This is a genomic window from Paludisphaera soli, assembly GCF_011064595.1.
In the GTDB taxonomy this organism is placed as follows: Bacteria; Planctomycetota; Planctomycetia; order Isosphaerales; family Isosphaeraceae; genus Paludisphaera; species Paludisphaera soli.
On the sequence record NZ_JAALJI010000004.1, the window covers coordinates 1 to 23,311 of the forward strand.

16 protein-coding genes, 1 tRNA gene and 1 pseudogene are annotated in these 23,311 nt (G+C 70.0%); 10 read left to right on the forward strand and 8 right to left on the reverse strand.

From position 1 onward, the window contains the following. From G6O68_RS06720 to G6O68_RS33505, 3 genes and pseudogenes are all read left to right on the forward strand, one after another. Positions 1 to 1,425: DUF3987 domain-containing protein (locus tag G6O68_RS06720; RefSeq protein WP_165246168.1), on the forward strand; the 1,425-nt coding region annotated here is incomplete at its 5' end. A 108-nt stretch (positions 1,426 to 1,533) separates the two neighbouring features. After that, on the forward strand, positions 1,534 to 2,703 hold the full coding sequence (locus G6O68_RS06725; protein ID WP_165246170.1) for a CHC2 zinc finger domain-containing protein: 1,170 nt from the start codon (positions 1,534 to 1,536) through the stop codon (positions 2,701 to 2,703). A gap of 376 nt (positions 2,704 to 3,079) precedes the next feature. Continuing rightward, positions 3,080 to 3,787: pseudogene (locus G6O68_RS33505) on the forward strand (tyrosine-type recombinase/integrase); the annotation flags it as partial. Between the two features lie 341 nt (positions 3,788 to 4,128). Here G6O68_RS33505 and G6O68_RS06735 read toward each other — a convergent pair. Beyond that, positions 4,129 to 4,201: transfer RNA gene (locus tag G6O68_RS06735), tRNA-Lys, on the reverse strand. A 194-nt stretch (positions 4,202 to 4,395) separates the two neighbouring features. Between G6O68_RS06735 and G6O68_RS06740 the strand changes: the two genes are divergently transcribed. Then, on the forward strand, positions 4,396 to 5,160 hold the full coding sequence (locus G6O68_RS06740) for a UvrB/UvrC motif-containing protein (protein WP_165246172.1): 765 nt from the start codon (positions 4,396 to 4,398) through the stop codon (positions 5,158 to 5,160). 31 nt (positions 5,161 to 5,191) lie between these two features. On the opposite strand, the gene G6O68_RS06745 is transcribed toward G6O68_RS06740, so the two are convergent. Both G6O68_RS06745 and G6O68_RS06750 read right to left on the reverse strand, forming a co-directional pair. Next, complete coding sequence (locus tag G6O68_RS06745) at positions 5,192 to 6,085, reverse strand: dihydroorotate dehydrogenase electron transfer subunit (protein WP_165246174.1); 894 nt, start codon at positions 6,083 to 6,085, stop codon at positions 5,192 to 5,194. Then, complete coding sequence (locus tag G6O68_RS06750) at positions 6,082 to 8,046, reverse strand: pseudouridine synthase (RefSeq protein ID WP_165246176.1); 1,965 nt, start codon at positions 8,044 to 8,046, stop codon at positions 6,082 to 6,084. Before G6O68_RS06750 ends, G6O68_RS06745 begins: the two co-directional genes overlap by 4 nt. A 707-nt stretch (positions 8,047 to 8,753) precedes the next feature. Here G6O68_RS06750 and G6O68_RS06755 point away from each other — a divergent pair. Continuing rightward, positions 8,754 to 9,224, forward strand: coding sequence for a nucleoside deaminase (locus tag G6O68_RS06755; protein ID WP_165246178.1), 471 nt, complete (start codon positions 8,754 to 8,756; stop codon positions 9,222 to 9,224). Positions 9,225 to 9,504: 280 nt separating this feature from the next. Here G6O68_RS06755 and G6O68_RS06760 read toward each other — a convergent pair whose 3' ends face one another. The 3 genes from G6O68_RS06760 to G6O68_RS06770 form a co-directional block, all read right to left on the reverse strand. After that, positions 9,505 to 9,816 carry a hypothetical protein gene (locus G6O68_RS06760; protein ID WP_165246180.1) on the reverse strand — a complete coding sequence of 104 codons (312 nt, stop codon included), beginning with the start codon at positions 9,814 to 9,816 and terminating at the stop codon, positions 9,505 to 9,507. A gap of 307 nt (positions 9,817 to 10,123) precedes the next feature. Beyond that, the gene (locus G6O68_RS06765; RefSeq protein ID WP_165246182.1) at positions 10,124 to 10,894 is read right to left on the reverse strand and encodes a Calx-beta domain-containing protein; all 771 of its coding nucleotides are present in this window, start codon (positions 10,892 to 10,894) and stop codon (positions 10,124 to 10,126) included. Between the two features lie 1,420 nt (positions 10,895 to 12,314). Beyond that, positions 12,315 to 12,944 carry a hypothetical protein gene (locus G6O68_RS06770; RefSeq protein WP_165246184.1) on the reverse strand — a complete coding sequence of 210 codons (630 nt, stop codon included), beginning with the start codon at positions 12,942 to 12,944 and terminating at the stop codon, positions 12,315 to 12,317. 626 nt (positions 12,945 to 13,570) lie between these two features. Between G6O68_RS06770 and G6O68_RS06775 the strand changes: the two genes are divergently transcribed. From G6O68_RS06775 to G6O68_RS32330, 3 genes are all read left to right on the forward strand, one after another. Then, positions 13,571 to 16,510, forward strand: coding sequence for a zinc-dependent metalloprotease (locus G6O68_RS06775; protein WP_240911085.1), 2,940 nt, complete (start codon positions 13,571 to 13,573; stop codon positions 16,508 to 16,510). A 94-nt stretch (positions 16,511 to 16,604) separates the two neighbouring features. After that, the gene (locus G6O68_RS06780) at positions 16,605 to 17,879 is read left to right on the forward strand and encodes a hypothetical protein (RefSeq protein WP_165246186.1); all 1,275 of its coding nucleotides are present in this window, start codon (positions 16,605 to 16,607) and stop codon (positions 17,877 to 17,879) included. A gap of 430 nt (positions 17,880 to 18,309) precedes the next feature. Then, complete coding sequence (locus G6O68_RS32330; protein WP_206108034.1) at positions 18,310 to 18,780, forward strand: ribosomal protein L7/L12; 471 nt, start codon at positions 18,310 to 18,312, stop codon at positions 18,778 to 18,780. A gap of 16 nt (positions 18,781 to 18,796) precedes the next feature. Here the strand turns inward: G6O68_RS32330 and G6O68_RS06790 are convergent, their stop codons facing one another. Beyond that, entirely contained in the window at positions 18,797 to 19,822 is a 1,026-nt protein-coding gene (locus G6O68_RS06790; RefSeq protein WP_165246188.1) for an SDR family NAD(P)-dependent oxidoreductase, read from the reverse strand. Between the two features lie 137 nt (positions 19,823 to 19,959). Then, entirely contained in the window at positions 19,960 to 20,127 is a 168-nt protein-coding gene (locus tag G6O68_RS06795) for a DUF1559 domain-containing protein (protein WP_165246190.1), read from the reverse strand. 434 nt (positions 20,128 to 20,561) lie between these two features. Here G6O68_RS06795 and G6O68_RS06800 point away from each other — a divergent pair, with 434 nt between their 5' ends. Beyond that, positions 20,562 to 21,416 (forward strand): response regulator, encoded by an 855-nt coding sequence (locus tag G6O68_RS06800; protein ID WP_165246192.1) that lies wholly within the window; start codon positions 20,562 to 20,564, stop codon positions 21,414 to 21,416. An 86-nt stretch (positions 21,417 to 21,502) separates the two neighbouring features. Then, positions 21,503 to 23,305 (forward strand): diguanylate cyclase, encoded by a 1,803-nt coding sequence (locus G6O68_RS06805; RefSeq protein WP_165246194.1) that lies wholly within the window; start codon positions 21,503 to 21,505, stop codon positions 23,303 to 23,305. Positions 23,306 to 23,311: the final 6 nt, after the last annotated feature.

The window sequence follows — 23,311 nt, forward strand, 5'->3', positions numbered from 1 at the left end:
ACGACGGACGACGCCTGGCCCTCGCTGGCGATCCGCCAGACTCCGGCCGTGGAAGCCTTCCCGCTGGACGTGCTGCCGCCGCCCGCCCGACACCTCGCCGAAGAGGCTTCGCGGTCGATCGGATGCCCGGTCGACTTCGCCGCCGGGGCGACCCTTGCCGTCGCCGCCGGGGCGATCGGTCGATCCGTCTCGCTGCTCTTGAAGCCGGGGTACTTCGCGTCGTCGTCCCTGTTCGTGGCCGTCATCGGCAAGGCGTCGTCCGGCAAGTCCCCGGCAGTGGAGCACGCCGCGAAGCCCGTCTACGCGATCGACCGCGACCTGACCATCGAGCACGCCGCCGCCGAGCTTCGGTGGAAGGCGGAGTGCGAGGCGTTGGGCCCGAAGCCGAAGGCGTCGGAACTGCCCCCGCGCCCGCGACCGCGAAGGATCGACCTGGACAACATGACGCTGGAAAAGCTGCCCGGCCTCCTGAGCGACAACCCGCGCGGCCTCCTGATGGTCCGCGACGAGCTGTCCGCACTCATGGGATCGTTCGGCCAGTTCAAGGGGGGGCGCGGGACCGACAAGGAGGACATCCTGTCGGCATGGTCCGGCAAGCGGATCATCAAGGATCGCGTCGGCGACGACAACGGCGTCCCCCTACGCTCGCCCCACCCCTGCCTGTCGATCGTCGGCGGGACCGTCCCGGCCAACCTGCCGGGGTTCATCGACCCGGCCCGGCCCGGAGACGGGTTCATCGAGCGGTTCCTTTTCTGCTGCCCCGACCCGTTCGACCTGCCGGAAGACGAGGACGAGGACGGCGTGTCCGAGATCGCGACGGCCGATTGGTCCCTCTTGGTCGGACGCCTCTGGGATCGTCCGATGGACGGTGAGAATCCGCAGGTCGCCTACATGACGCCCGACGCCAGGAAGGCCCGGAAGCGGCTGCGGAAGGTCCACGCCCGCGAGGTGAACGATCCCGGCTTCAACCCCTCGCTGGAAGCCGCGTGGGGGAAGCTGTCCGCCTACGCCGATCGGCTGGCCCTGGTTCTTGGACTCATGGAGCATGCGGGCGACCCGACCGCCGATCCGCTGGCCGTCCCCGACATCGCCGAACGCCACGTCGAGGACGCCTGGCGACTCACGACCTACTTCAAGAGCCACGCGCGGCGGGTGCACGCCGGGAGCGACCCGACAGGGGCCGGACCCGAAGCCTCCCAGGTCAATGCGATCGTCGAATGGCTTCGCGACGGCCGCCGCGAGACGTTCACCGAACGCGACGTGAGACGGGCGCGGCCGTGGATCACGGCCGATTCGCTGGCCAAAGCCCTGGCCCATCTCGCCAAAGCGAACGCTATCCGCTCACAAGAGACCCCGAGAGGTCCCGCCGGCCCCGGCCGCCCGTCGTCCCCGGTCTACAGCGTGAATCCCGACCTGCTGGCTTGACGAAATTGACGCAATTGCCAAAACCCCTGTTCGGACCGCATGGGGCTGGGGTTTCGTCAATTCCGTCAATTGCGTCGAGCGGTGGAACTTCAGAATGGAGGCGAATCCATGCCTTCCCCGATCGTCGTCCGCACCCCGACTGAACGTCTCGAATGGGTCGCCATCAAAGACCGTGTCGACCTGGTGGCCCTGGCCGTCGACCTACTCGGGGAGCCGCCCGGCCGTAGGGGAGGGGGCCGCCTGTGGTGGTGCTGCCCGTTCCACGACGACCACAACCCGTCGTTCGTCGTCGATCCCGGCCGGGGCCGCTGGAAGTGCTTCGGATGCGGCGAACATGGGGACGCTGCATCCCTGGCGATGAGGGTGGGGCGATCGAGCTTCCCCGAGGCCGTCCGGCGGGTGGCGGAGCTGTCCGGCCTGACGCCCTGGGAGTCGAGCCCCCGAGCCCCGACCGCCCCGAGGCCCGCCAAGGCCCCCGCGAGGCCCCCGGAGCGTCCGTCCGGCCTTCCCCCGGCCGACGCACTGGCGTTGGTGGAAGACGCCGCCGAACGCCTTTGGAGTCCCGAGGGGGCGCGGACCCTTTCCTACCTGCACGGTCGCGGCCTGGCCGTTGAGACGATTCGCGCGGCGCGCCTGGGGTTCGTCGCTACTGCCCGCATCCCCAAGAAAGACGGCGACCGATCCTATCGAGCCTCGGGAGTCTCGATCCCCTGGTATGACGGCGATCGGCTGGCCCTGGTCAAGATCCGCCAGCCCGAAGGGGCGAAGCCGAAGTACGTCGAAGCCTACCGCGACCGACCGAGAATCTACCCCGGCCCCGAGGCGATCCAATCCGGCCGTCCGCTGATCGTGGTCGAAGGCGAATTCGACGCCATCTTGATGGGCCAGCAACTCCACGACGCGGCCTCCGTGGTCACGCTGGGGAGCGCGTCGTCGCGGCCCGACCCGAGCATCCTTGAAGCGATGCTGGCCGCGCCGCGATGGTTCATCGCCACCGACGCCGACGACGCGGGGGACGGGGCCGCGACCGGCTGGCCGTCCCGAGCAGTGCGGGTTCGGCCCCCCGAGGGATGCAACGATTGGGGCGACGTTCACGCGAGCGGATTCGGCCGCATTCGCTACCTGTGGGGGCGGCACCTGCCCTTGTCCGTCGCATGGGAGGAACTGTCCGGCTGGCGCTGGGGACCGGCCCCGATCGAGCCGACCGAGGAAAACGACGACGGACCCGACGCCTACGCCGTGGCCGAACGCCTGGCGATCCAGTCCGAGGCCCCTTGACGGACCGTGCGTGATTGATGGACAAGGAAGGGCGGGAAACGGGACCGCTGCGAACGGCCCCGCCCCCTTGATTCGACCCTGGTACTAGCAGGAGACGAACCCGATGGCGAGTCTACGAAAACGCGGGAAGACTTGGTACTTCGCCTACGTCGATGCCGACGGACGGCGGATCGAACGGAAGGGATGCACCGACAAGCGGGCGACGGAGGACCTGGCCCGCGCCGCCGAGTCCGAGGCCGCGAAGATCAAGGCGGGATTGGTCGACCCTCGCGACCTCGCGCGGAAGGATCACGCCGCCCGGCCGATCGCCGAACACCTGGAAGCGTACCGCGCCCATTTGACCGCGAAGGGGGCGACTCCCAAGCACATCGCCCTGATGGCGAGCCAGGCCCGCCGCGTGTTCTCGCTGGCCGCCGCGTCCCGGTTGTCGGACCTGACGGCCGATCGCGTCCAGGATGCCTTGAAGGCCCTGCGCGAGGATGGTCTGTCCCTGGGGACCGTCAACAGCCACCGGACGGCCGCGCGTGCGTTCTCGGCGTGGGCCTGGAAGTCGGGCCGGCTGGCGTCCAACCCGCTTGCGAACGTAACGGGCTACAACGCCAAGGAAGACCGTCGCCACGATCGGCGGACCATCGGCGTCGATGAACTGCGGCACCTGATCGAAACCGCCCGCACCGGCCCCACCTGGCGGAACACGACCGGCCCCGAGCGGGCGCTCTGCTACCGGCTGGCCGTCGCGACCGGGCTGCGGTACGGCGAGATTCAGAGCATCCGGCCCGAATCCTTCGACTGGCGAGCGGACCCGCCCACCGTGATCGTCGCGGCCGGGTACACCAAGAACGGCGAACCCGCCGCGATGATCCTTCCCGACGACCTGGCGAGCGACCTGCGGCCTTACGTCGCGTCCGTGGCCGCCGGGGAAGCCGTCTTTCGACTGACCGACGACCGGGGCGCGAGCATGCTCCGGGCCGACCTGGAACGCGCCGGGATTCCCTACCGCGATGCGGGGGGCCTGGTGTTCGACTTTCATTCCCTGCGCTGCCAGACCGCGACCTTGCTGGACGCCGCCGGCGTGTCGCCGCGAGTCGCCCAACGCCTGATGAGGCATTCGACGCCCGGCCTGACCGATCGCTACACCAAACCCCGCGCCGTGGACATGGAACGGGCCGCCCTGTCGCTGCCCGCCTTGCGTACCGATCCCGACCTCCCCGAGGCGTCCAGTCTGGCCGCGACGGGAACGGACGTACAACCCATAAGCAAAGTCTTTGCCGCGCATTTGCCGCGCGCAGAGGACGGAATGAGTCGGATTCCGTCGGAGACTGACGGAACGACGACCGATGATGGGAAGTCGGGCGAAGTGGGTTTCGCCCGAGAAAAGACGGAGTCCGACGGGCCGGGGCGGCCTGTGACGGACTCGGTCGGAAGTGCCCCCCGATGGACTCGAACCATCAACCCGCTGATTAAGAGTCAGCTGCTCTGCCAATTGAGCTAGGAGGGCGTGTGGCAAGTGGGATTGATAGGAGCATCATGACGGGTGAGGGCCCGTTTTGCAAGGGGGTGGCGGCCGGGATTCCGGGAAATCGTCGGGCGGGGCGGCATGGATGCGGCGAGTAGGATTTCGGCGGGCGGCGGGCTATAATTCCTTAGGGGCGGTTGCGGGGCGGACAGGGATGCGCTCGGGGGGGCAGGCGGATGCGGAAGGATTTGGACGACGTCATCCAGGGGTGGCCCTACGATCCCGAGCCGGGCGAGGTCCTGGCTCGCGAGGTCCGCGCGCGGGACGGTCGCAACGTCTTGCAGATCCGGATCGAGCTGGGAGTGCTCCAGCTCGAGGTCGCCGGCCGGCCCGACGGCTCGCGGCCGCACGGGGCTTCGACCTACCTGGACTATCTCCGCTATCACGCCTCCAGCAAGGGGACCGACCAGGGGCCGAACTGGACGATGTCGCAGCACCATTGCGTCGAGGCCGACCGCGAGTTCGTGCAGTTCTACCACCGCCGGATGGCCTGGCTCTCGCTCCGCCGCTACGAGCTGGCGATCCGCGACTCCGACCACACCCTGTCGCTGATGGACTTCGTGCGTCGGCACGGCTCGGACGAAGATTACATCGCCTCGCACGAGCAGTTCCGGGGCCTCGTGCAGTTCCACCGGGCCCAGGCCCTGGCGGCGATGTCGCTGGAGCGGAGGCGGCCGGAGGAGGCGATCGACGCCCTCCGCGACGGCGTCGAACGGCTGCTGGCCCATCAGCGGTCGTGGTGGGAAGAGCGCGACGCGACCGACTCGCCGAACCCATCGCTGATCGAGCAGCTCCGGCTCAACGAGCAGGAGATCCGCCGCAACTTCGCGGTCGAGAAGACCCTGCGCGAGCAGCTCGACGAGGCCGTGGCGCGCGAGGATTACGAGCTGGCGGCCCGCATCCGCGACCAGATCCGCGCCCAGGCCAAGTCCCTCCGCTGAGAGGGAAAGGGCGTGGCGGCGGCCCTCGGCGTCAGTGCGAGGGCCGCGACCAGTCGACGCGGTGGGCGGGGAAGACCGGGCCTTCGACGCAGACCCGGCGGAGGTCGGGGCGGCCGTCGTCCTGGAGGATCGGGGTGACGCAGCTGAAGCAGGCCCCGAAGCCGCAGGCCATGTGGTTCTCCAGCGAGACGTCGCAGGGGATATCGTGGGCCTGGGCCAGCCTGGCGACGGCCGCGAGCATCGGCGGCGGGCCGCAGGCGACCACTTTCGCGGGCCGCTCGCCGGCCTGGATGCGATCCGCCAGCAGCTGGGTGACGAAGCCGAGGCGGCCGGCGGAGCCGTCGTCGGTGGCGATCTCGACGCCGATCCCGGCCCGCTCGAAGTCCTCGACCCCCGCCAGCAGCCCGGCCGATCGCACGCCGTAGAGGAGCGTGGCGGAGTCGACCGGCGTCTCGCTTTCAGGCTTCGGCCGATCGCCGTAGGACGCGCGGCCGAGCCAGTCCCGGCCCAGGGCCAGGAACGGCGTCTGGCCGATGCCGCCGGCGATGAAGAGGGCCGAGCCGGAGCCTGGGGAGGGGCCGAAGCCGTTCCCCAGCGGGCCCCAGACGGCGACCCGATCGCCGGGCTTGCGCCGCGAGAGCGCGGCGGTCCCCCGACCGATGACGAGGTAGACGACGTCGAACGAGACCGGCTCGCCCGACTCGTCGCGCTGGACCTCATAGAGGGCGAACGGCCGGCCGAGCAGGGGGTCGTCGGTCCCCTCGGCGGCACCCCGAACCATGACGAACTGGCCGGGGAGGATCCGCCGGGCGATCTCGGGATCGCCCAGGCGGAGGCGGAACGTGTCCCGCGCGACCTCCCGATTCTCCAGGACGGTCGCGGCGGGACGCATCAGGGCTCGGCTGGGGCAGCTGGCGTCGCTCATGCCTTGTCGCCCGGCCGCTTCCGCTTGACGCCCGCGGCCTTACGCAGGGGCCGACGCTTGGGCATGGGCCGCTTGGGGCCCTGCCCGGCGTCCGGCGCGTCGCTCGTCTCGCGATAGACCTTGGAGTCCAGGCCGATGATCCGACGCCCCGTCGGCAGGGAGGCCGGCGGCGGTCCGGCCGGGCGTGGCGGCCGACCCGGACCGCCCTGGGGACGCGGGCCGGGGCCGCCGGGGGGGCGGCCCGATCCGGCCGGGCGGGGAGGCCGCTGCGACGGCGGGCCGCCTTCGGGACGGTAGCCCTGCGGACGCGACGGCGGGCCGCCTTCGGGACGATAGCCCTGCGGACGGGGCGGCGGGCCGCCCTCGGGGCGGTAGCCCTGGGGACGCGGCGGCGGGGCCCCTTCAGGGCGATACCCCTGGGGACGGTTTCCCTGCGGGCGCGGGCCCTGGGGACGGCCTCCGGGCGCTCCCTGGCGGGATCGGCCCGAGGGGCGCGAAGGCGGGCCCCCTTCGGGACCTGCCTCGAAGTGGGAGCGAGGCGGGCGGACGCCGCTGGGCGAGCGGGCCGGCAGGGCCTCGCGGTTCGGCTCGGGACGGCCTTCAGGCCGGGGCCGGCGCTGGGAGGGGGGCGGGCCCAGGGCCTCGATGTCGATCTTGTGGCCGGCACCCCGGCCCTCGGCCGGGCGCGGGCCGGCGGGCGGTCGGTTCTGGCCGTAGGCCTGGCTCGGTCGGCCCTGGCCCGGTCGGTTCTGGCCGTAGCCCTGATTCGGGCGATTTTGGCCGTAGCCCTGGCTCGGTCGGTTCTGGCCGTACCCCTGATTCGGGCGATTCTGGCCGTAGCCCTGGTTGGGCCGGTTCTGGCCGTACCCCTGGGGCTTGCGGGGGGGGCGGGCGTCGTCCGCAAGGTCTCGCGGGGGGGAGATGGCGATGCCGGAGGCGACCTTGCGGAGCATGTCGACCTCGGTCCGCGAGAGCGCCCGGTGCTCGCCGACGGGGAGCCCCTTGAGGTTGATCGGGCCGATGGCGATGCGGGTCAGGATCATGACCTTGTGGCCGAACTTCGCGAGCATCCGGCGGATCTCGCGCTTCTTGCCCTCGGCCAGGACCAACTCCAGGATGGTGGCGTCGCCCTGGGAGCCGACGATCCGGCTCCGCTTGGCGCGGACCTTCCCTTCGGAGAGCCAGACGCCTTCGGTCAGCCGGGCGATGACGTCCGGTCCCGGGCTGCCGGCGACGACCGCGCGATAGACCTTCTCGACGCCGAACCGGGGGTGGGCGAGGCGGTTGGCGAGCTGACCGTCGTTGGTCAGGATCATCAAGCCGGTGCTCTCCTCGTCGAGCCGGCCGACGGTGTAGACGCGCTCGGGGACCTCGGGGAGCAGGTCGACGACGCGGGGACGGCCGGAGGGGTCGTCGTTCGTGGAGACGTAGCCCTTGGGCTTGTTGACGGCGAAGTAGACGTGGCGTTCGGCCTTGAGCTTCTCGCCGTCGACCGCGATGACGGCCGAGCCGGGGTGGACGCGCGCGCCCAGCTCCTTGACGGTCTTGCCGTCGACCGTGACGCGGCCCTGGAGGATGTACTCCTCGCAGGCCCGCCGCGACCCCAACCCGGACTGGGCCAGGACCTTCTGGAGGCGTTCGCCCTTCTCGTTCTCGGGCCCGGCCTGGTCGACGGGCCGTCGTGGCCGGTGGGGGCCGGGGCCCTTGCGGTCGCCCTGGCCGAAACGCGGGCCCTGGCCCGGACCCTGCCCCTGGCCGGGACGCGCGGGCCTGCGGTCGCCGTAGTTCGATTGCGGGCCCTGGGACTGCCCGGGCCGGGGGGGATTGCCCCCGTTGGAGAACCGCTTCGAGCCCGCCCCGGAGAGGCTCCGCTGGGGCCCGCCGGGCGGCTTCGGTCCGCCCCCTTCCTTCCGCGCCGGACGGCCTTTTCCGCCTCCCTGATAGGATCTTCGCTCCGCCATGGCCCACGCTCCTCGTCTTCTCAACTTGCACGGCAGCGAACGGGCCACCGGAACCGATTCGACCGTCCGCCGAGGCTGCTCGCCCTCGGGACGGCTGGATAGTCCTTCATCTTACGATTTTCCGCCCCGCTTCCACCAGCGCAGGCGTGGGATTGGATACGACTTTCGGATCGCTTTCGTTCGCCCCGATCTCCGGCCGTCCCGATCGCTTCGGCTCCGCCGATCTCCTGCCCGACCGACGAGTTGCGACCCGGCGGCCGTCGCCGGGGACGTCTCTCGGACCGTCGTCGGCGGAAGCGGCGGCGAGGCCTCGAAAAGGCCCCGGGGATTGGGTTCGATCGCGCGGCTCTGGAAACGAAGCCATTCGACGCAAGGCGTGTTTCCGGTTGGCTTTGAGTGGGAAAATCGGGGCCGGGGATTGGGTTCGTTCGGCGCTTTCGACGTGTTTTCGCGACGTCCCGCACGCGATTCCACCAGGACGGCTCCCGGTCCGTGGCCGCCCCGACCGCACGATGAGGCCGGGCGGCGTGGGCCGTCGATTCGCGGCCGGCGTCCCGCATTCGCGCGACGGCCCATCTGTAACATAGGACCTGTCGCGCGAATCGAGCGGGAGGGCGTCGCTCCTGGAGCGACGGCGCCTGGAACCGGCGTCGGCCGCGCGGTAGCCTGCCGGTCGAGGTGGGGGCCTCGGGTCGGGAGGGCCGCGCATGGATTTCATCGGGCGATTGATCGAGCTGGCCCGGGACAACGTCGAGGCGGGGGGGCGGCCGTTCGCCTGCCTGATCGTCCGCGACGGGGCGATCCTCGTCGAGGCGGTCAACCTCGTCGCCCAGACCCATGACCCGACCGCCCACGCCGAGATCTGCGCGATCCGCGAGGCGTCGGCCCGGCTGGGCACGGAGGATTTTCGGGGCTGCGAGTTCTACATCCTCGCCCACCCCTGCCCGATGTGCCTGGCGGCCATGTACTACTGCGGGCCCGACCGCGTGACGTTCGTCGCCACCCGCGAGGACTACGCGCCGTTCTACGCCGACGACCGCCGCTACTTCACGCTCGCCAGCTTCTACGACGAGATCGCCAGGCCCTGGCCGGAGCGGCTCCTGCCCATGGTGCACGAGCCCGACGACGCGGCCCTCGACGTGTATCGACTCTGGCGCGAGAGGAACGCTTCAGGGTAGGTCCAGGCCCGATCCGCGAAGTGGACGACTGGGGAGGAGGTCGCGCGGTGTTTCGGTTCCCGGCTGTGGATCCCCGGCCGGGCGAGCGTCCCGATCGACGTGCGGTCCCGCCCGATCCGGGCGTCGACGGCGAGCCGGCCGCCGACGCCTTCGGCGCTGTGGAGAGGATCGCCGCGTCGATCGCGACCGGGACGGCCGCGGAAATCGGAGCCAGCCCGGCTCGCGGGCCGATCCTCGGGAGAGGGGAGGTGGGGGGGCGAGGCCGAGGCCGGGCCCGCGCTCAGTCGGCGAGGTCCTCGACGCGGTCCGGGACGCCCCGGTCGAGGGGGCCGAGGTGGAGGGCGACGCGGACGCTGCGGAGGCAGTCGGCGGCGACCAGGAGGGGGCGGATGACGGCCAGGAGGGCCTCGGCGTCGGGGCCGTAGAAGTCCAGGGTGCCGGATTTCAGGTCGACGGCCAGCTCGTGGCCGTCGAACTCGCCGACGTCGGCGGTCTCGACCTCGGCTTCCAGGAGATCTTCCAGCTCAAGCAAAGGGTCGAGGCTCTCGTCCGGGTACTCGAACTCGACGATGACGGCCTGTTGTTCTTCCACGTCCGGCTTCCTTTCGTGCGATCGCCTCTGCGGCCCCGAAACGGGGCGGCGTCGAGTCTACCAGACGGGGTGCCAGGGGTCATCGACGCAATGGATGCCGGGCGAGGTCCGAGGACTTGCCGGGGACCGGATCGCGAGGGGGCGGCAAGGTGGAGGCGATGGGATCGGGGGGATTCGGGCCGATACGGTCCGGCCGAGCGAGGCGGGATGGATCAACACCGCGCCGCGCCCCGGCTCGGCGGCGGGCCGGCCGGCCGGGGGCGATCGGGCGTTCGGGTTGCTGGAGCGGGCCGGGGGGCCGCGGCGGTCAGGCCCCGTAGACCAGGGTGCCGGCGGCCGTCGAGCGGCTGAGCGTCGCGGTGCTGCCGCTGAGCCTGACCAGGAACTTCTTGTCGGCGGAGACGATCGAAGTGCCGAAGATCGTCACCGAGAAGGTCTTGGACGTCTCGCCGGGGGCGAAGGTGAGCACCTGCGACTTCGTCTGGAAGTCGACCCCGGCGATCGCCGTCCAGGCGGACGTGGCCGCCGAGACCGAGACTGAGGTGCGCTGCGCCTGGTTCAGGTTGACGGTGAAGTCCATGGTCCGGGAGCCGTTGAGCCCGCGCGTCATGCGGACGTCGGCGACCGTCAGGGCCGGGGCCAGGACCGCGTCGTCGTCGAGGGTCGTGCCGGTGCCGGTCTTCGTGAAGATGGTGGCGTTGACCGGGTTCGTCAGGTTCAGGTCGAAGATCTCGGTCGTCTCGACGAGCGAGTCGGGGATGATCGAGACCGGCACGGTCTTGGCGGTCTCGCCCGGGGCGAAGGTCAGCGTGCCGTAGGCGGGATTGTAGTCCGAGCCCGCCACGGCGGTCCGGTTGGCCGTGCCGTAGCTGACGGTGACGGGCTGCGTCGACGGCAGCATGAGCTTGACGGTGAAGTTCATCGTCGTGGCGCCGCCGGTCCCCTCCGTGATGCGGGGGCTGTCGACCGTGAGGTAGGCGGTCAGGAGCTGACGCTGCTCCATGGGCTCGACGTCGGGGCGGGTGGTCCGGGTGACGGCCTGGCGGCGGCGCCGGGCGATGAGGCGGTCGAAAAGCATGCGTTGCTCTCTCATCATCTTGGGGCAAGGATGTTGGAAATGCAGAGCTGTCCAGCGTCGCGCGGAATCGTGGCGGCGCAGGGCGGCTACCCGAACCATAGGTCGGGAGCCAGCCCGAGGGGTCGTTTTCTGAAATCGGGTTGGGTGGTTTGGGTGATGGAGCGGGCGTGAGGGCGAATCGCCTCACGCCTTGGGAGATCTTCGGTCGGACTGGGGGCCCGAGGCCAGGATCGCCGGGCGATCTCGCGTCGGGTCGTGTCGAAGGCCACGCTCAGGGTGGCCCGTCGGGATGCGAAGCGAATCTCGAACGACGAGTTCACATCCACGAGTTGACATGAAGCTAGCTTCGATCGGGTGGCCCGTCAACCCACCGGCACCTGATATCTATTTTTTTTCACAACCCTGCATGATGGCGGGCCGCGTCGCCCCGAATCGCAGTTCCATTCGTAGATGTGTGAACTTTCGCTTGCGGTGATGCGTCGGTCGTATGTCGCCTGCGCGTCTGAGGTTGGGCGTATCGACCTGGGGTCGTGCCTGGCTGATTTCAAGCCTCGATCCAGGGCGTCATGGTCGCAATCAGTCTTCCGCGAGGCGTCGACGAGGGGGGCGGAAGATCCGCACGGCTCGGGGCCCGTCCCGGAGTCGGGCGAGTCGAGGCCCGGCGCGGCCGAGGCCTGGAGGTCGCGACGAAGTCAGGATGGGTGCTGTATGATCATGTCGGGATGAATGTTCCGCGTGCTCGCGTGCGGCGGCCCGAGGGGCGGTGGAGTCCGGCCGTCCGGGGCTCGACCCACGTCGCCTTGCCGGCGCGACGGGCGCGGTCTCGCAGCCGTCGGGCCGGGGCGGTTCCGAGGGCCTCGCCACGCCGACTGACGCCCGGCGGGCTCCTTAGCGGTCGTCGAGGAGTCCGCCGCTCCCTGATCGTCCTACGGAGGCGTCGCGCGACGTCGGACGCCCTGGGCCGAGATGGGCCGATCGTCGATCCGTGATGGCGATGCGGGCCCATCGTCGCCCGATCCCGCCGCCTGGAATTGCAGGCGAGCTGGAGGGCCGGGAGGACTGCGGGGGGGCGGTCTCCGGCCTTCGGGATCGCGACGTCATCTGCCAGGTTCGAGTCGGCTCAAATCCACAAGATCGCCGCGCCCGGGGATGACGCTCGCCTTGCGGATTCCGCCGGGAGTTCCCTGACAGGGAGCTTCGCCTCGTGTGCCCCGGTTCGTCCGGGCTCGCACTCGTGCGCACGTCTTCGCGCAGGATGCGGCACCGGGCTGGTCATCGCGGGAAGTTGGAGAGACAGTCGACGGTCGGCGGGGCGGCGACGGAGTGATGGGAAGAAAGGTGGTGCCCCAATGAGAAACGGCACGCACCCAGGGGCCGGGTGCGTGCCGTTCGGAGAAAGCTCAATCGGCCGAGGCCGAGATCAGGCCTTGGCGGCCGACCGACGGGCCCGGACGATCAGGACCAGCGGGGCCGCGAGGCCCGCCAGGACGATCGACGACGGCTCGGGGATGACGGTCACCAGGCCGGCGATCGTCGAACGGCCGCCGTTGGTGGTCGACGGGTTGATGTTGACCCGGCCGGGGGTGAACGAGTCGCCCGAGAGGATCGAGTAGGTGACGGGGCCGATCACCGAGGCGATCGACTGGGACAGCGGCCCGTCGAACTGCAGGAAGGCCCCGCTGTTGTCGATGCGGATCGTGCCCGAGATCGTGCCGCTGAAGACGACGTCGGGGTCGCCGGTGGGGGCGGGGGACAGCTGGAGGATCGTCAGCGTGAAGCCCGTGACGATGGGGATGTTGACCGGGCTGGTGATCAGGCTGGTGTCGAACTCGCCGAAGGTGGCCTGCGAGGTCGGGTCGGCGTTGACGAGGTTCAGGCCCTCGCCGAAGAACTGCAGGAGGTTGCCGCCGCCGAGGTCGAGGGTGCTGGTGCCCGAGGCGGTGAACACGCCCTCGGTGCCGAAGATGACCTCAGCGGCCTGCGAGGCCGGGGCGACGGTCAGGGCCGCGGCGAAGGCGGCGATCAGCGAGAAGGAGCGGAGCGTTCTCATAGTGGTGCGTTCCTCAATGAATCCGTTGCGTGGTGCGTCCCTGAGAATCCAACCAAGACCGTGGTCCCGGCAAGCATGCAGCAATTGCCATGCCGCAGACAGGGGTTCTTGAGCACCTGCGTGCTGTCCTGTGCGGTGCGGTGCGAGGGCGTCACTATAGAACACTGTGGAGCCGTTCAATGTCAAGTATTATATGGATTTCAAGAATGTTTCGTTTCGCGCCGAGAACTGGCCGTCGAGAAAATGAAACATCGGGCGAAACCGGACCTTCCGGACGCACGAATCCGCACCCGCGTTTTCTCCAGATGCCCTGAAGCCTCCAAGCCCACCAGGTTTTGCAGCCTTCGACCTTGGGACGTCTCCCCTTGCCAACTCCTGGTGCCCGCCGCTCGGGCGAGGGGCCGGACCGAGATTTCGGGGCGACGATCGGGGCGGAAAGCGTTCCGGCCCTGGGCCCTCCGACGAACCGCGTCGAGTCGGGCGATTTTGCGGCGCGGAAGATCCTTGCAATGGGCTGGGACTGATGTCAAAGATCGGGGTCGGGCGAGAGGGGCGGCCTGCGCGATCCTTGAGGCCGCGCCTCCTTCGACCCTTCCCAATCCTCGGGCTTTCGACGGAGGAGACGCATGGACCTGCTGAGGCGTTTGCCGGGGCCCGCGTTCGCGGTGGCCCTGGTCGGGCTGATGGTCGGGACGGGGGCTCACGGCCAGGAGGCGGCGAAGCCGGCCGAGGCCAAGCCGGCGGAAGCCAAGCCCGCCGAGCCCAAGAAGTTCCAGGACTTCAACGAGCTGGTGAAGGATTCGAAGAAGTACGAAGGCTTCCTCACGCTCCACGAGAAGGAGCAGCACCTCTACGCCGAGATCAAGCCGAACCAGCTCGACCAGCCGATCCTGGCGCCGATCGTCATCGCGCGGGGCACCGCCAGCGCGGGCAACCCGCTGAACTTCGGCGACGAGTGGGTCCTCTCGTTCCGGCGGGTGGACGACAAGCTGCAGCTCGTCCGCAAGAACGTCCACTTCACGGCGGCGGCGGGCACGCCGCTGGAGAAGGCCGTCAAGCAGAACTACACCGACTCCGTGCTGATGGCCCTGCCCATCCTCAGCATCAGCCCCAACGGCGGGGCGCTCGTCGTGGACCTGGCCGACGTCTTCCTGAGCGACTTCGCCCAGGTCGGCATGGGCGCGTTCGACAAGGCCCGCTCGCGCTGGTTCAAGATCCGGGCGTATCCCAACAACGTCGAGATCCAGGTGGAGGCGACGTACTCGGGCGGCCGCTTCGGCTACTACTCCTACGGCGGGGCCTCGCCGATCGCCGACCCGCGCGGGATCACGATGGTGATCCACTACAGCCTGTGCAAGGCGCCCGACCCCGGCTACAAGCCCCGGACGGCCGACTACCGCGTGGGCCACTTCCTCAACGCCGTGACCGACTACAGCCAGGCGAGCCCGGACACCGACGCGAAGCGGATGATCAACCGCTGGCGGCTGGAGAAGGCCGACCCCAAGGCCAAGCTCTCGCCCCCCAAGAAGCAGGTCGTCTGGTGGATCGAGGACAACGTCCCGCTGGAACACCGGCCGTACGTGGAGCAGGGGATCCTGGAGTGGAACAAGGCGTTCGAGAAGATCGGCATCGCCAACGCCCTGGCGGTCCGCTGGCAGAACGACCAGGACGACTTCGAGCCCGAGGACGTCAACTACTGCACCCTGCGCTGGATCACGACCGGGTCGACGTACGCGATGTCGGGCCTGCGGAGCAACCCGCTGACCGGCGAGATGATCGACGGCGATGTGATCTTTGATGCGAGTTGGATCAAGACGTGGAAGGAAGAGTACGCGATGCTGGTGGGCGTGCCGACGCCCGTCGCCCGCGACGGCGAGCCGGCGGCCGTCGTGCCGCTGGCGATGGCCGAGGTCATCAGCCCGATCATGGCGAGCAAGCAGGGCTTCGGCCTCCCCCTGCCGCCGCCGGGATCGCCGCGCGAGGCGATCCGCAACGCCGCGGCGCTCGGGCTGCCCACCGCCCCGGGGGGCGGCGTCCCGCTGGCCCTCGACGTGGTGCCGGCCGGCTGGGACCCGATCCAGGCGCAGCTCCATCGCCGGATGGCCCAGGGCCGCACCGCCGCCTGCAACTACTCCGCCGCCAAGTCCAGCGAGATGCGGTTCGCCTCGCTCGCCCTGGCCAGCCTCGCCCTGGACGACAAGAAGGAGGGCGACGACAAGGACAAGGATCAAGACAAGGAGAAGAAGAAGGACGAGCCCAAGCTCCCCGAGGAGTTCCTGGGCCAGGCGATCAAGGAAGTGGTGATGCACGAGGTCGGCCACTCGCTGGGCCTGCGGCACAACTTCAAGGCCAGCGTCATGCTCAAGCCCGAGGAGATCAACGACACCTCGATCACCCGCGCGAAGGGGATGGCGGGGAGCGTGATGGACTACAACCCCATCAACGTCGCCCCCAAGGGCCAGAAGCAGGGGGACTACGCCTCCACCACCATCGGCCCCTATGACTACTGGGCGATCGAGTACGCCTACAAGCCGATCGACGGCGACGAGGCGGCCGAGCTGAAGAAGATCGCCGCGAAGTCGCCCGAGCCCGACCTGACCTTCGCCACCGACGACGACTTCGCCAACTTCGACCCCCAGGTCAACACCTACGACCTCTCCAACGACACACTCGCCTACGGCAAGCAGCGCATGGAGATGGCCGCCGAGCTGCTGAAGGATCTGGACGCCAAGGTGGTCCGCGACGACGAGTCGTGGAGCCGCCTGCGAACGGCCTTCGGCTCGTGCATCGGCCAGTTCGGCAACGGTGCGTACCTCGCCGCCCAGCACGTCGGCGGCCAGTCCGTCCGCCGCGACTTCAAGGGGACCGAGAAGGCCCAGGACCCCGTCACCCCCGTCGCCGGCGACAGGCAGCGCGAGGCGCTCAAGCTCCTTGTCGACAGGATCCTCGCCGACAAGACCTTCCAGTTCTCGCCGGCCTTGCTCCGCAAGCTGATCCGCGAGTCGTGGCAGGACAACGCGTCGTTCTCGTCCGGCAGCGCGGGCTACCCGATCTACAACGCGATCCTCAACATCCAGGAGATCGCGCTCGACGAGTGCCTCGCCGGGTCCACCCTCCAGAGGCTCCAGAACCAGGAGGCGCAGAGCGACCCCGGCGCGAACCCGCTGAAGATCGAGGAGGTCTTCCGCGCCTTCACCGACGGGATCTTCACCGAGCTGGCCCCGCCCGCCGAGGGCGCCACGGCCGCGACGTCGATCTCGACCATCCGCCGCAACCTCCAGCGCGAGTACGTCAAGCGGCTGAGCACGATGGTCCTGGGCCCCAGGAGCAACAACGATCTCGGGGCGTACTACGGCTACGTCATCCTGCTGGGGGGCTCCAGCTCCACGCCCCCCGACGCCAAGAACCTCGCGCGGCTGCACCTGGACGAGATCGGCCGCAAGATCGACGAGGCCGTCGCCCGCAAGGACGCCAAGATCGACGACACCACCCTCGCCCACCTCAAGGAGATGCGCCACCGGATCGACCAGGTCCTCAAGGCCCAGCTCAACGCCAACGAGCCCTGATCGACTCGGACGGACCTCGACGACCAACCAAGGGGCCCCGGCGAGATCCGTCGGGGCCCTTTCCCTTTCGGCCCCCTCTCGAGGGATTCAACTCATGGGATTCGCCGTCTCCTATCGCACGACGCGTCCCCTGGCCCCGGCCGAGGCCGACGCGATCTTCAAGGCCGCCGACGCGGCCAACCAAGGGCGGTCGTGGCTCGGCTGCGAGCCGGTCAGCCTCTTCGTCGACGAGGACGACGGGCACCTGTCGGGGGGCAGCAGGCTGAATCTCGACGCGCATTGGGACCACGAGGCGGATGAGCCGCTCCCGGAGGGCACCCTCCGCGACGTCATCGACATCCTCTGCCGCCTCGGCCGCGAGTACGGCGTCGACTGGACGCTCGGCCACGACCACGAGCCGGACGTCGGGTGCATCCGGGCCGGCGTCTGCGACGAGCGGGCGCTCGCCCAGATCGAGGCGTTAGCCGAGCTGAGCGAGAGCCTCGGCGAGCTCGGCGTGGACGAGGAAGACGTGAGGGAGCCCGCCTCGGGGGTGCCGACGCCTCCGCAGGGCCCTGCCCGGGCTTTCACACCGACTCCCATCCGTTCGAAGGATGGTCGAAGCGGCGACTCGCAGCCGGTCCCCCCGAGGATGCTGCCGAGCCAGGCGGACTTCTGCATCGTCTATCCGCCGCGCCTTCAGGCCTTTCGCGACATGCAGCCGTATGTCGACCGGTGGGAGGAGGAGTTTACCTTCGACTATAGTTTCCATCCAGGATTCGATGGCGGCGGCGTCTTGAGATTCCCGCTGCCGGAATCGCTCAAGGACCTGCCGAGTTCCCTCTGGCTGGGCACGTCTTACGCGTTGAACCCGCCTTACGGCCTGGTCCTCGGCAATCGAGCCGGCGAAGCCCTCGCCCATCGCGTGCGAAGGGCCGTCCGTGGTGAACGGCCCCCGGGCTGGGCCGTCAAGGCCGGGCTCGCCGAGGCGGTCCCCGAGATGAGCGTCGCGGTCACGGCGGAACACCTGGGCGCCTTGGGCGGGCAGAGGATCCTCCTCGTCGTCCCCAAGATGAAACGCAAGTCGCTCTCCTTCCTGGACCACCTGCCGGGATGGTTTGCCACCTTCGGCGTCCTGGTCGAAGGTCCCGCCCCTGAGGTTCTTCCACGTTTACGCGGCGAGATGTCCGATTGGTTCGCGGAACCAAGCCGTCCGATGTTCGCTTTCTCCGTGTCCGGCGGACAGGACGACGTCGGCTGGCAGCTCGCCGTGGCTTGTTACGTCGCGCAGTACTGGGAGATTGAGGCGCGCGGCCTGGATTCCATCCATCTGCTGACCGACATCGAAGACCGGCCGAACTTCCGGGCGAACTGGACCTCCAACAAATGAGCTGTTGAAGCGGCCAAACATGGAAGCCTTGTTCTTTGCAATGCAAAGTCAGGTTCCGCCTTGAATGACGCGTTTCCTTGTTTCTCAGGAGCCTTCGACCGGAGCGGGACGACGCTCGCGAGCCTGGCCGGTCGAGCCCGATCGTGCGACGAACTCGGCGACGCGCCCTCCCGGGAGCGCCGGCTAACGCCGCCGCCTCGCCTGCCCGGGGGCTTCGAAGAAAAGCTCTCCGCTTCAACGTGGGCGGAAGACGCCGGGCGCTCGCAGGACGCGGCGCATCGCGATATCCTCGACTTCGTCGCTCAAGGCCTCCCGATCAGGGCGCGGTCGGGGGGCGGAGCACGAGCTGTCCGCCGGTCGAGTCCCGCGCGGACGCGAAGGGTCGCTAGGGGGCGTCCCAGCCTGGGGACGATTCCGCGAAGGGGCAATCATGCCGCGATGTCCATCTTGCGATCGTGAGAACCCGGCCGGGGCCGAACGCTGTGAGGGCTGCGGGGCCCGGCTCGTCCCGGATGGCCTGGAAGATCGACTCCGACCGCTCCTGGCGCAAGGGCGGAACATCGAGGCGATCAAGGTGTATCGCGAGGCCACCGGCGTGGGCCTGAAGGAGGCGAAGGACGCCGTCGACGGGCTCCTTCGGGGTGACGAACTCCCGCAGTCGAACGCGAAGGTGATGGATATCGAGCCGACGCTCCTCGCGATGCTGAGGCGCAACGAGAAGATCGAAGCCATCAAACTCTACCGCGACCGGACCGGAGCCGGCTTGAGGGAGGCCAAGCAGGCCGTCGAGGAGGTCGCCCGGCGGAACGGGATCGTCCCGCAAGGGGGCGGCTGTGCGGGACTGATCGTCGCGGCCCTGGTGCTTTCCGGAGGCCTGGCGGTCGTGCTGGCGACGGCCTGAACGTCGCGGCCGGGCGTCAAAGCTCGTTGTTGCGGAGGGCGGCCTGGTCGCTCAGATAGGTGGCCCAGCGCGGGGTGAGGGCGGATCGGCTGTGCTTGCCCTCGACCTTCGCCTTGCCGATCCCGCCGGGGGCGGGGAAGACGAAGCGGTTCATCACGCCCATCATCTCGGCGAAGAGGCCCGGCGCGATGCCGTGAGCCTTGGCCATCAACTTGGCCGGCAGCGAGAGGATCGCCTCGGCGTCGCCGTGGCGGGCGGCGTCGACGATCTTCGACGCGGCGGCCTCGGCGCTCATGGAGAGGCCCGGCATCGAGTCGCCCAGAGCGAACCAGGCGAACTCCTTCTGGTACTGGCCCTTGAACGTCGCCTTGTGGATGCTCCCCGTACGCATCAGGCCGGGGGCGACCGTGGTGACGTAGATCCCGTCTTTGACCAGCTCGGCGCGGAGGCCCTCCGACAGGCCGACCAGCGCGAACTTGCTGGAGCTGTAGGGGAGCAGGTGGGGGGCCGAGACCTTGCCGCCGATCGACGAGATGTTGACGATCCGCCCCTCGCCCCGCTCGCGCATCGCGGGCAGGACGGCCAGGGTCGTGTAGAGCGGCGCCCAGAAGTGGGTCCGCATGGCGTCGTCGAAGTCGTCGAGGGTCGTCTCCTCGAACGGGCCGACCTGGATGACCCCGGCGTTATTCACCAGGACGTCGATCCGGCCGAAGCGGTCGAGGACCTCGGCGATCGTGGCGTCCACTTCGTCCTGCTCGCGGACGTCGCAGACGAACGTCGCCACCTCGGCGCCGAGCCCGGCGAGGTCGACGCGGGCTCGCTCCAGCTCGTCGGCGTCGCGGGCGAGGAGGGCCACCCGCGCCCCCCGGCCGGCGAACTCGCGGGCCGTGACCAGGCCCAGCCCGCGTGAGCCGCCGGTGATGAGGACCACGCGGCCGTCGAGCTCGATCCGCCTGCGATTGCGGACGAACGCCCGGGCGGCGACCGCCGCGCCGACGCCGGCCGCGGTCAGGACGAGGGCTTTCTTCAGGCCGCTGTTCATGACGACGACTCCAACCGGGACTCGCAAGAGCGACTTCGACTTCGAAGGAAACCGAAGCTTGTCATTGCAAGTCCGATGCCGTCCGAGTCGGCCCCGGGACGAGGAGGGCCCTCGTCCCGGGAGCGGGTCGATCGCGATCAGGAGCCGTCGGAGGAGACGACCTCGTCGCTTTCGCGGGTCCCCAGGCTCCGCCAGGTCATGCGGTTGACGGAGCCCTTGACGAAGCGGACGCCGCCGTCGGCCATGCAGGTCTTGACGCCGCCCGAATGGTCGCTGCCGGTCTCGTAGCGGACGCCGGCGTCCATATTGCAGCCCGCACCACAATCGCCGGAGAAAACTATTGGCAACGGGATGGCTGGATCCGAGGAGGATTTGTCGAGGAGGTCCGGCCCCCGCGCCGCCGGGGGGGGGCTGGACAGGGCGCCCCCCGAACTTCTACATTACCGGGAGACGAAGGGCCGCGAACGCGGGCCCGAGGAGGGGGCCGCGATCCCGAGGGCCCTCGACGAGGAACTCACGGAAGGGACGTCGGCGCGACGACGCCCGGGGACCGAGGGCCGTGCCGGACGTCCCGCTTGGACGACGTCGGCCGGACGACCTACCCCGGCGCCATGTCGTGTCGATGAATCCCTTGTCACGACCGAGGCGGCGCGGGACAATGGGCCCGAGCCTCCGCCGGCGTCCCGGGCGACGCCGCCGGACCTCCTCGCTATTCCGTACGTCCTTTCGAGTTATGCCCATGCCGCGCACGGTTCTGATCGTCGATGATGAGCGCGACACCAACGACATCCTGGCCAGCTTCGTTCGGTCTCGCGGCTTCGAACCGATCCAGCTGTACGCCGGCGCGCAGGTGAAATCCGCCATCGCCGAGCATAAACCCGCGCTGATCCTGCTCGACGTCATGCTGCCCGACCTCGACGGCTTCGCGATCTGCGACGCCCTCAAGCGCGACCGCGAGACCAACCTGATCCCGGTCATCATGGTGACCGCCCTGCAGGAGGACCACCACCGGGTGGCCGGCGTGAGGGTGGGGGCCAACGGCTACCTGGCCAAGCCGTTCACGCCCGAGGGCCTGTTCAAGGCGATGGACGGGGCGATGGCCTGGCACGAGGAGCATCGCAAGCGCGGGACCTCCGGCGAGATCAACTTCGACATTCGCAGCGAGCTGACCTACCTGCAGCAGGCCAACGACATGCTGGCCGATCTGTTCGCGCACACCCCGCTGACCGACCGCCAGATCAAGGACCTGAAGCAGGCCGTGATGGAGATGGGGGGCAACGCGATCGAGTGGGGCCACCGCAAGAACGCCGACCTGGTCCTGCGGATCACCTACCGGATCGACCCCGAGGGCATCGTCCTGATCATCCAGGACCAGGGGCCGGGCTTCAACCCGGGCGACGTCCCCCACGCCGCGTCCGACGAGGACCCGATCGGCCACATCGACCTCCGCAACGAGCTGGGCATCCGCGAGGGGGGCTTCGGGATCATGCTGGCCCGCGGCCTGGTCGACGACTTTCGGTACAACACCCGCGGCAATGAGGTCACGCTCATCAAGCGGTTCGACTCCCCGGCCGACGGCGCGACGTCTCGCTGACCCGGCCCCATCCTCCGAGCTCCCGGACCCGCGGCCGGCGATGCGTCGGCCCGGGCGGCGCCCTTCGCCGGCGCCAAGGGGTCGACATGACGGTCCGTGATCTGGATTCCGGGCGGGGGGGCGCGCCGATCGAGGCCGCCGCGGTGCTGGTCGTCGACCCCGACCCGGCCGAGCGCGTCCGCGTCGGCCGGCTGATCGCGGCCGACTCCGGATGCCAGGTCCGCGACGCCGGGACCCCCGAGGAGGCGCTCGCCTTCCTCCGCGCGGGGGGCGTGGCGGCGGTCCTGGCCCCCCTCCCCGGCGGCGACGCCGCGGGCGGCCTGGACCTCGTCCGCTCGATCCGGCGCGAGCGGCCCGAGGTCCCCGTGGTCCTGATGATCCCCGAGGACGACCCCGGAGTCGAGTTCGCGGCCGAGGCCGTCCGCCTGGGGGCCGTCGCCTGGGTCGCCAGGGAACGGCTGGCGTGCGAACTGCAGCCGATCCTGGGCCTGGCCCTCCGCCCCGAGCCTCACGCCTCGCGGCGGCGACGCGGCCCGATCGGGCTCGTCCGCCAGGAGTCTCGGTTCGTCCTGCCGGCGGACGACGCCGAGGCGACGGCCGCCGCGCTCGACCTCGTCCAGGAGCAGATCGAGGCCCTGCGCCGCTGGGACGGCGTCGACGTCCTTCGGATGCGGATCGCGCTGGTCGAGGCCCTGCGCCACGCCCGACGCGGCGACTCCGGCCGGCCCGACGGCCGCCGGACGTCCCTGACGGTCGTCCACGAGCCCGGGCTCTCGCGGTTCACGATCCGCGACGAAGGTCGGGGGCCCGGAACCGACCTCGCCGCCGAGGCGCCGCCCGGGCCTTCGGCGAGCGGCCTGCTCCTGATGCGTTCGTTCATGGACGAGGTCCGCTTCCACGCCGACGGCGAGGGCGACGGGGTCGAGCTGGTCAAGCGCGCGGACGACGACTCGCCCCCGCCCCCCGAAAGCGACCCGATCGACGGCGGCTTCGCCCGACGTCTGCTCGACGCCCTGCCGGACGCGGCCTACTTCGTCGACCCTTCCGGGCGGATCCTCTACTGGAACCCGGCCGCCGCGCGGTTGATCGGCTACACCCGCGAGGAGATCTCCCGCTCGGCGGCCTCGGCGGACTTGCTCGCGTACACCGACTGGTCGGGCGCCTCGCTGGCCCGGGAAGACTATCCCGGCTTCCGCGCCATGCGGGCCGGCCGCCCCGTGGAACTGCTCGTGTTCGTCTGTCGTCGCGACCATCGCCGGGTCTGGGTCGAGGCGCGCGGGGCCCCGGTTTGCGACCTCGCGGGGGGCGTCGCGGGGGCGGTGGTCGTGCTCCGCGACGCGACCTCGACGATCGCCGTCGAGGAGGCTCTGCGGCAGGCGCGGCGGGCGGCCGAGAGCGACCCGCTGACCGGCCTGGCCAACCGCCGCAGCCTGGACCGGATGCTCGACCTGCACTTCCAGATGCTGGAGCGCGAGGGCCGGCCGTTCAGCCTGATCATGGCCGACCTCGACCACTTCAAGGCGATCAACGACGGCTGGGGCCACGACGTGGGCGACCGCGCGCTCCTCGCCTTCGCGGCGATGCTCCAGAACCAGAGCCGCAGCGAGGACCTGGTGATCCGATTCGGCGGCGAGGAGTTCGTCATCCTGCTGCCGGACCACACGCTGGCCGTCGCCGCGCGGATCGCCGAGCGGCTGCGGGCCGCCACGCCGACCGCGGCCCCGCCGGAGATCCTCCACCGCCCCTTCACCGCCAGCTTCGGCGTGGCCCAGGCCGCGGCCGGCGAGCCCGCGCCCCGGCTCATCCGCCGCGTCGACGCCGCCCTCTACCGCGCCAAGGCCGAGGGCCGCGACCGCGTGGCGGTCGACGGAGCGGCGGGGGGATCCTGAGCGACG

Bases quoted from the DNA above. Each gene is read 5' to 3' on its own strand.
- G6O68_RS06725 (WP_165246170.1), top strand. From the start codon at position 1,534: ATGCCTTCCCCGATCGTCGTCCGCACCCCGACTGAACGTCTCGAATGG.
- G6O68_RS06740 (WP_165246172.1), top strand. From the start codon at position 4,396: ATGCGGAAGGATTTGGACGACGTCATCCAGGGGTGGCCCTACGATCCC.
- G6O68_RS06745 (WP_165246174.1), bottom strand. From the start codon at position 6,085: ATGAGCGACGCCAGCTGCCCCAGCCGAGCCCTGATGCGTCCCGCCGCG.
- G6O68_RS06750 (WP_165246176.1), bottom strand. From the start codon at position 8,046: ATGGCGGAGCGAAGATCCTATCAGGGAGGCGGAAAAGGCCGTCCGGCG.
- G6O68_RS06755 (WP_165246178.1), top strand. From the start codon at position 8,754: ATGGATTTCATCGGGCGATTGATCGAGCTGGCCCGGGACAACGTCGAG.
- G6O68_RS06765 (WP_165246182.1), bottom strand. From the start codon at position 10,894: ATGCTTTTCGACCGCCTCATCGCCCGGCGCCGCCGCCAGGCCGTCACC.
- G6O68_RS06770 (WP_165246184.1), bottom strand. From the start codon at position 12,944: ATGAGAACGCTCCGCTCCTTCTCGCTGATCGCCGCCTTCGCCGCGGCC.
- G6O68_RS06775 (WP_240911085.1), top strand. From the start codon at position 13,571: ATGGACCTGCTGAGGCGTTTGCCGGGGCCCGCGTTCGCGGTGGCCCTG.
- G6O68_RS06780 (WP_165246186.1), top strand. From the start codon at position 16,605: ATGGGATTCGCCGTCTCCTATCGCACGACGCGTCCCCTGGCCCCGGCC.
- G6O68_RS32330 (WP_206108034.1), top strand. From the start codon at position 18,310: ATGCCGCGATGTCCATCTTGCGATCGTGAGAACCCGGCCGGGGCCGAA.
- G6O68_RS06790 (WP_165246188.1), bottom strand. From the start codon at position 19,822: ATGAACAGCGGCCTGAAGAAAGCCCTCGTCCTGACCGCGGCCGGCGTC.
- G6O68_RS06795 (WP_165246190.1), bottom strand. From the start codon at position 20,127: ATGGACGCCGGCGTCCGCTACGAGACCGGCAGCGACCATTCGGGCGGC.
- G6O68_RS06800 (WP_165246192.1), top strand. From the start codon at position 20,562: ATGCCGCGCACGGTTCTGATCGTCGATGATGAGCGCGACACCAACGAC.
- G6O68_RS06805 (WP_165246194.1), top strand. From the start codon at position 21,503: ATGACGGTCCGTGATCTGGATTCCGGGCGGGGGGGCGCGCCGATCGAG.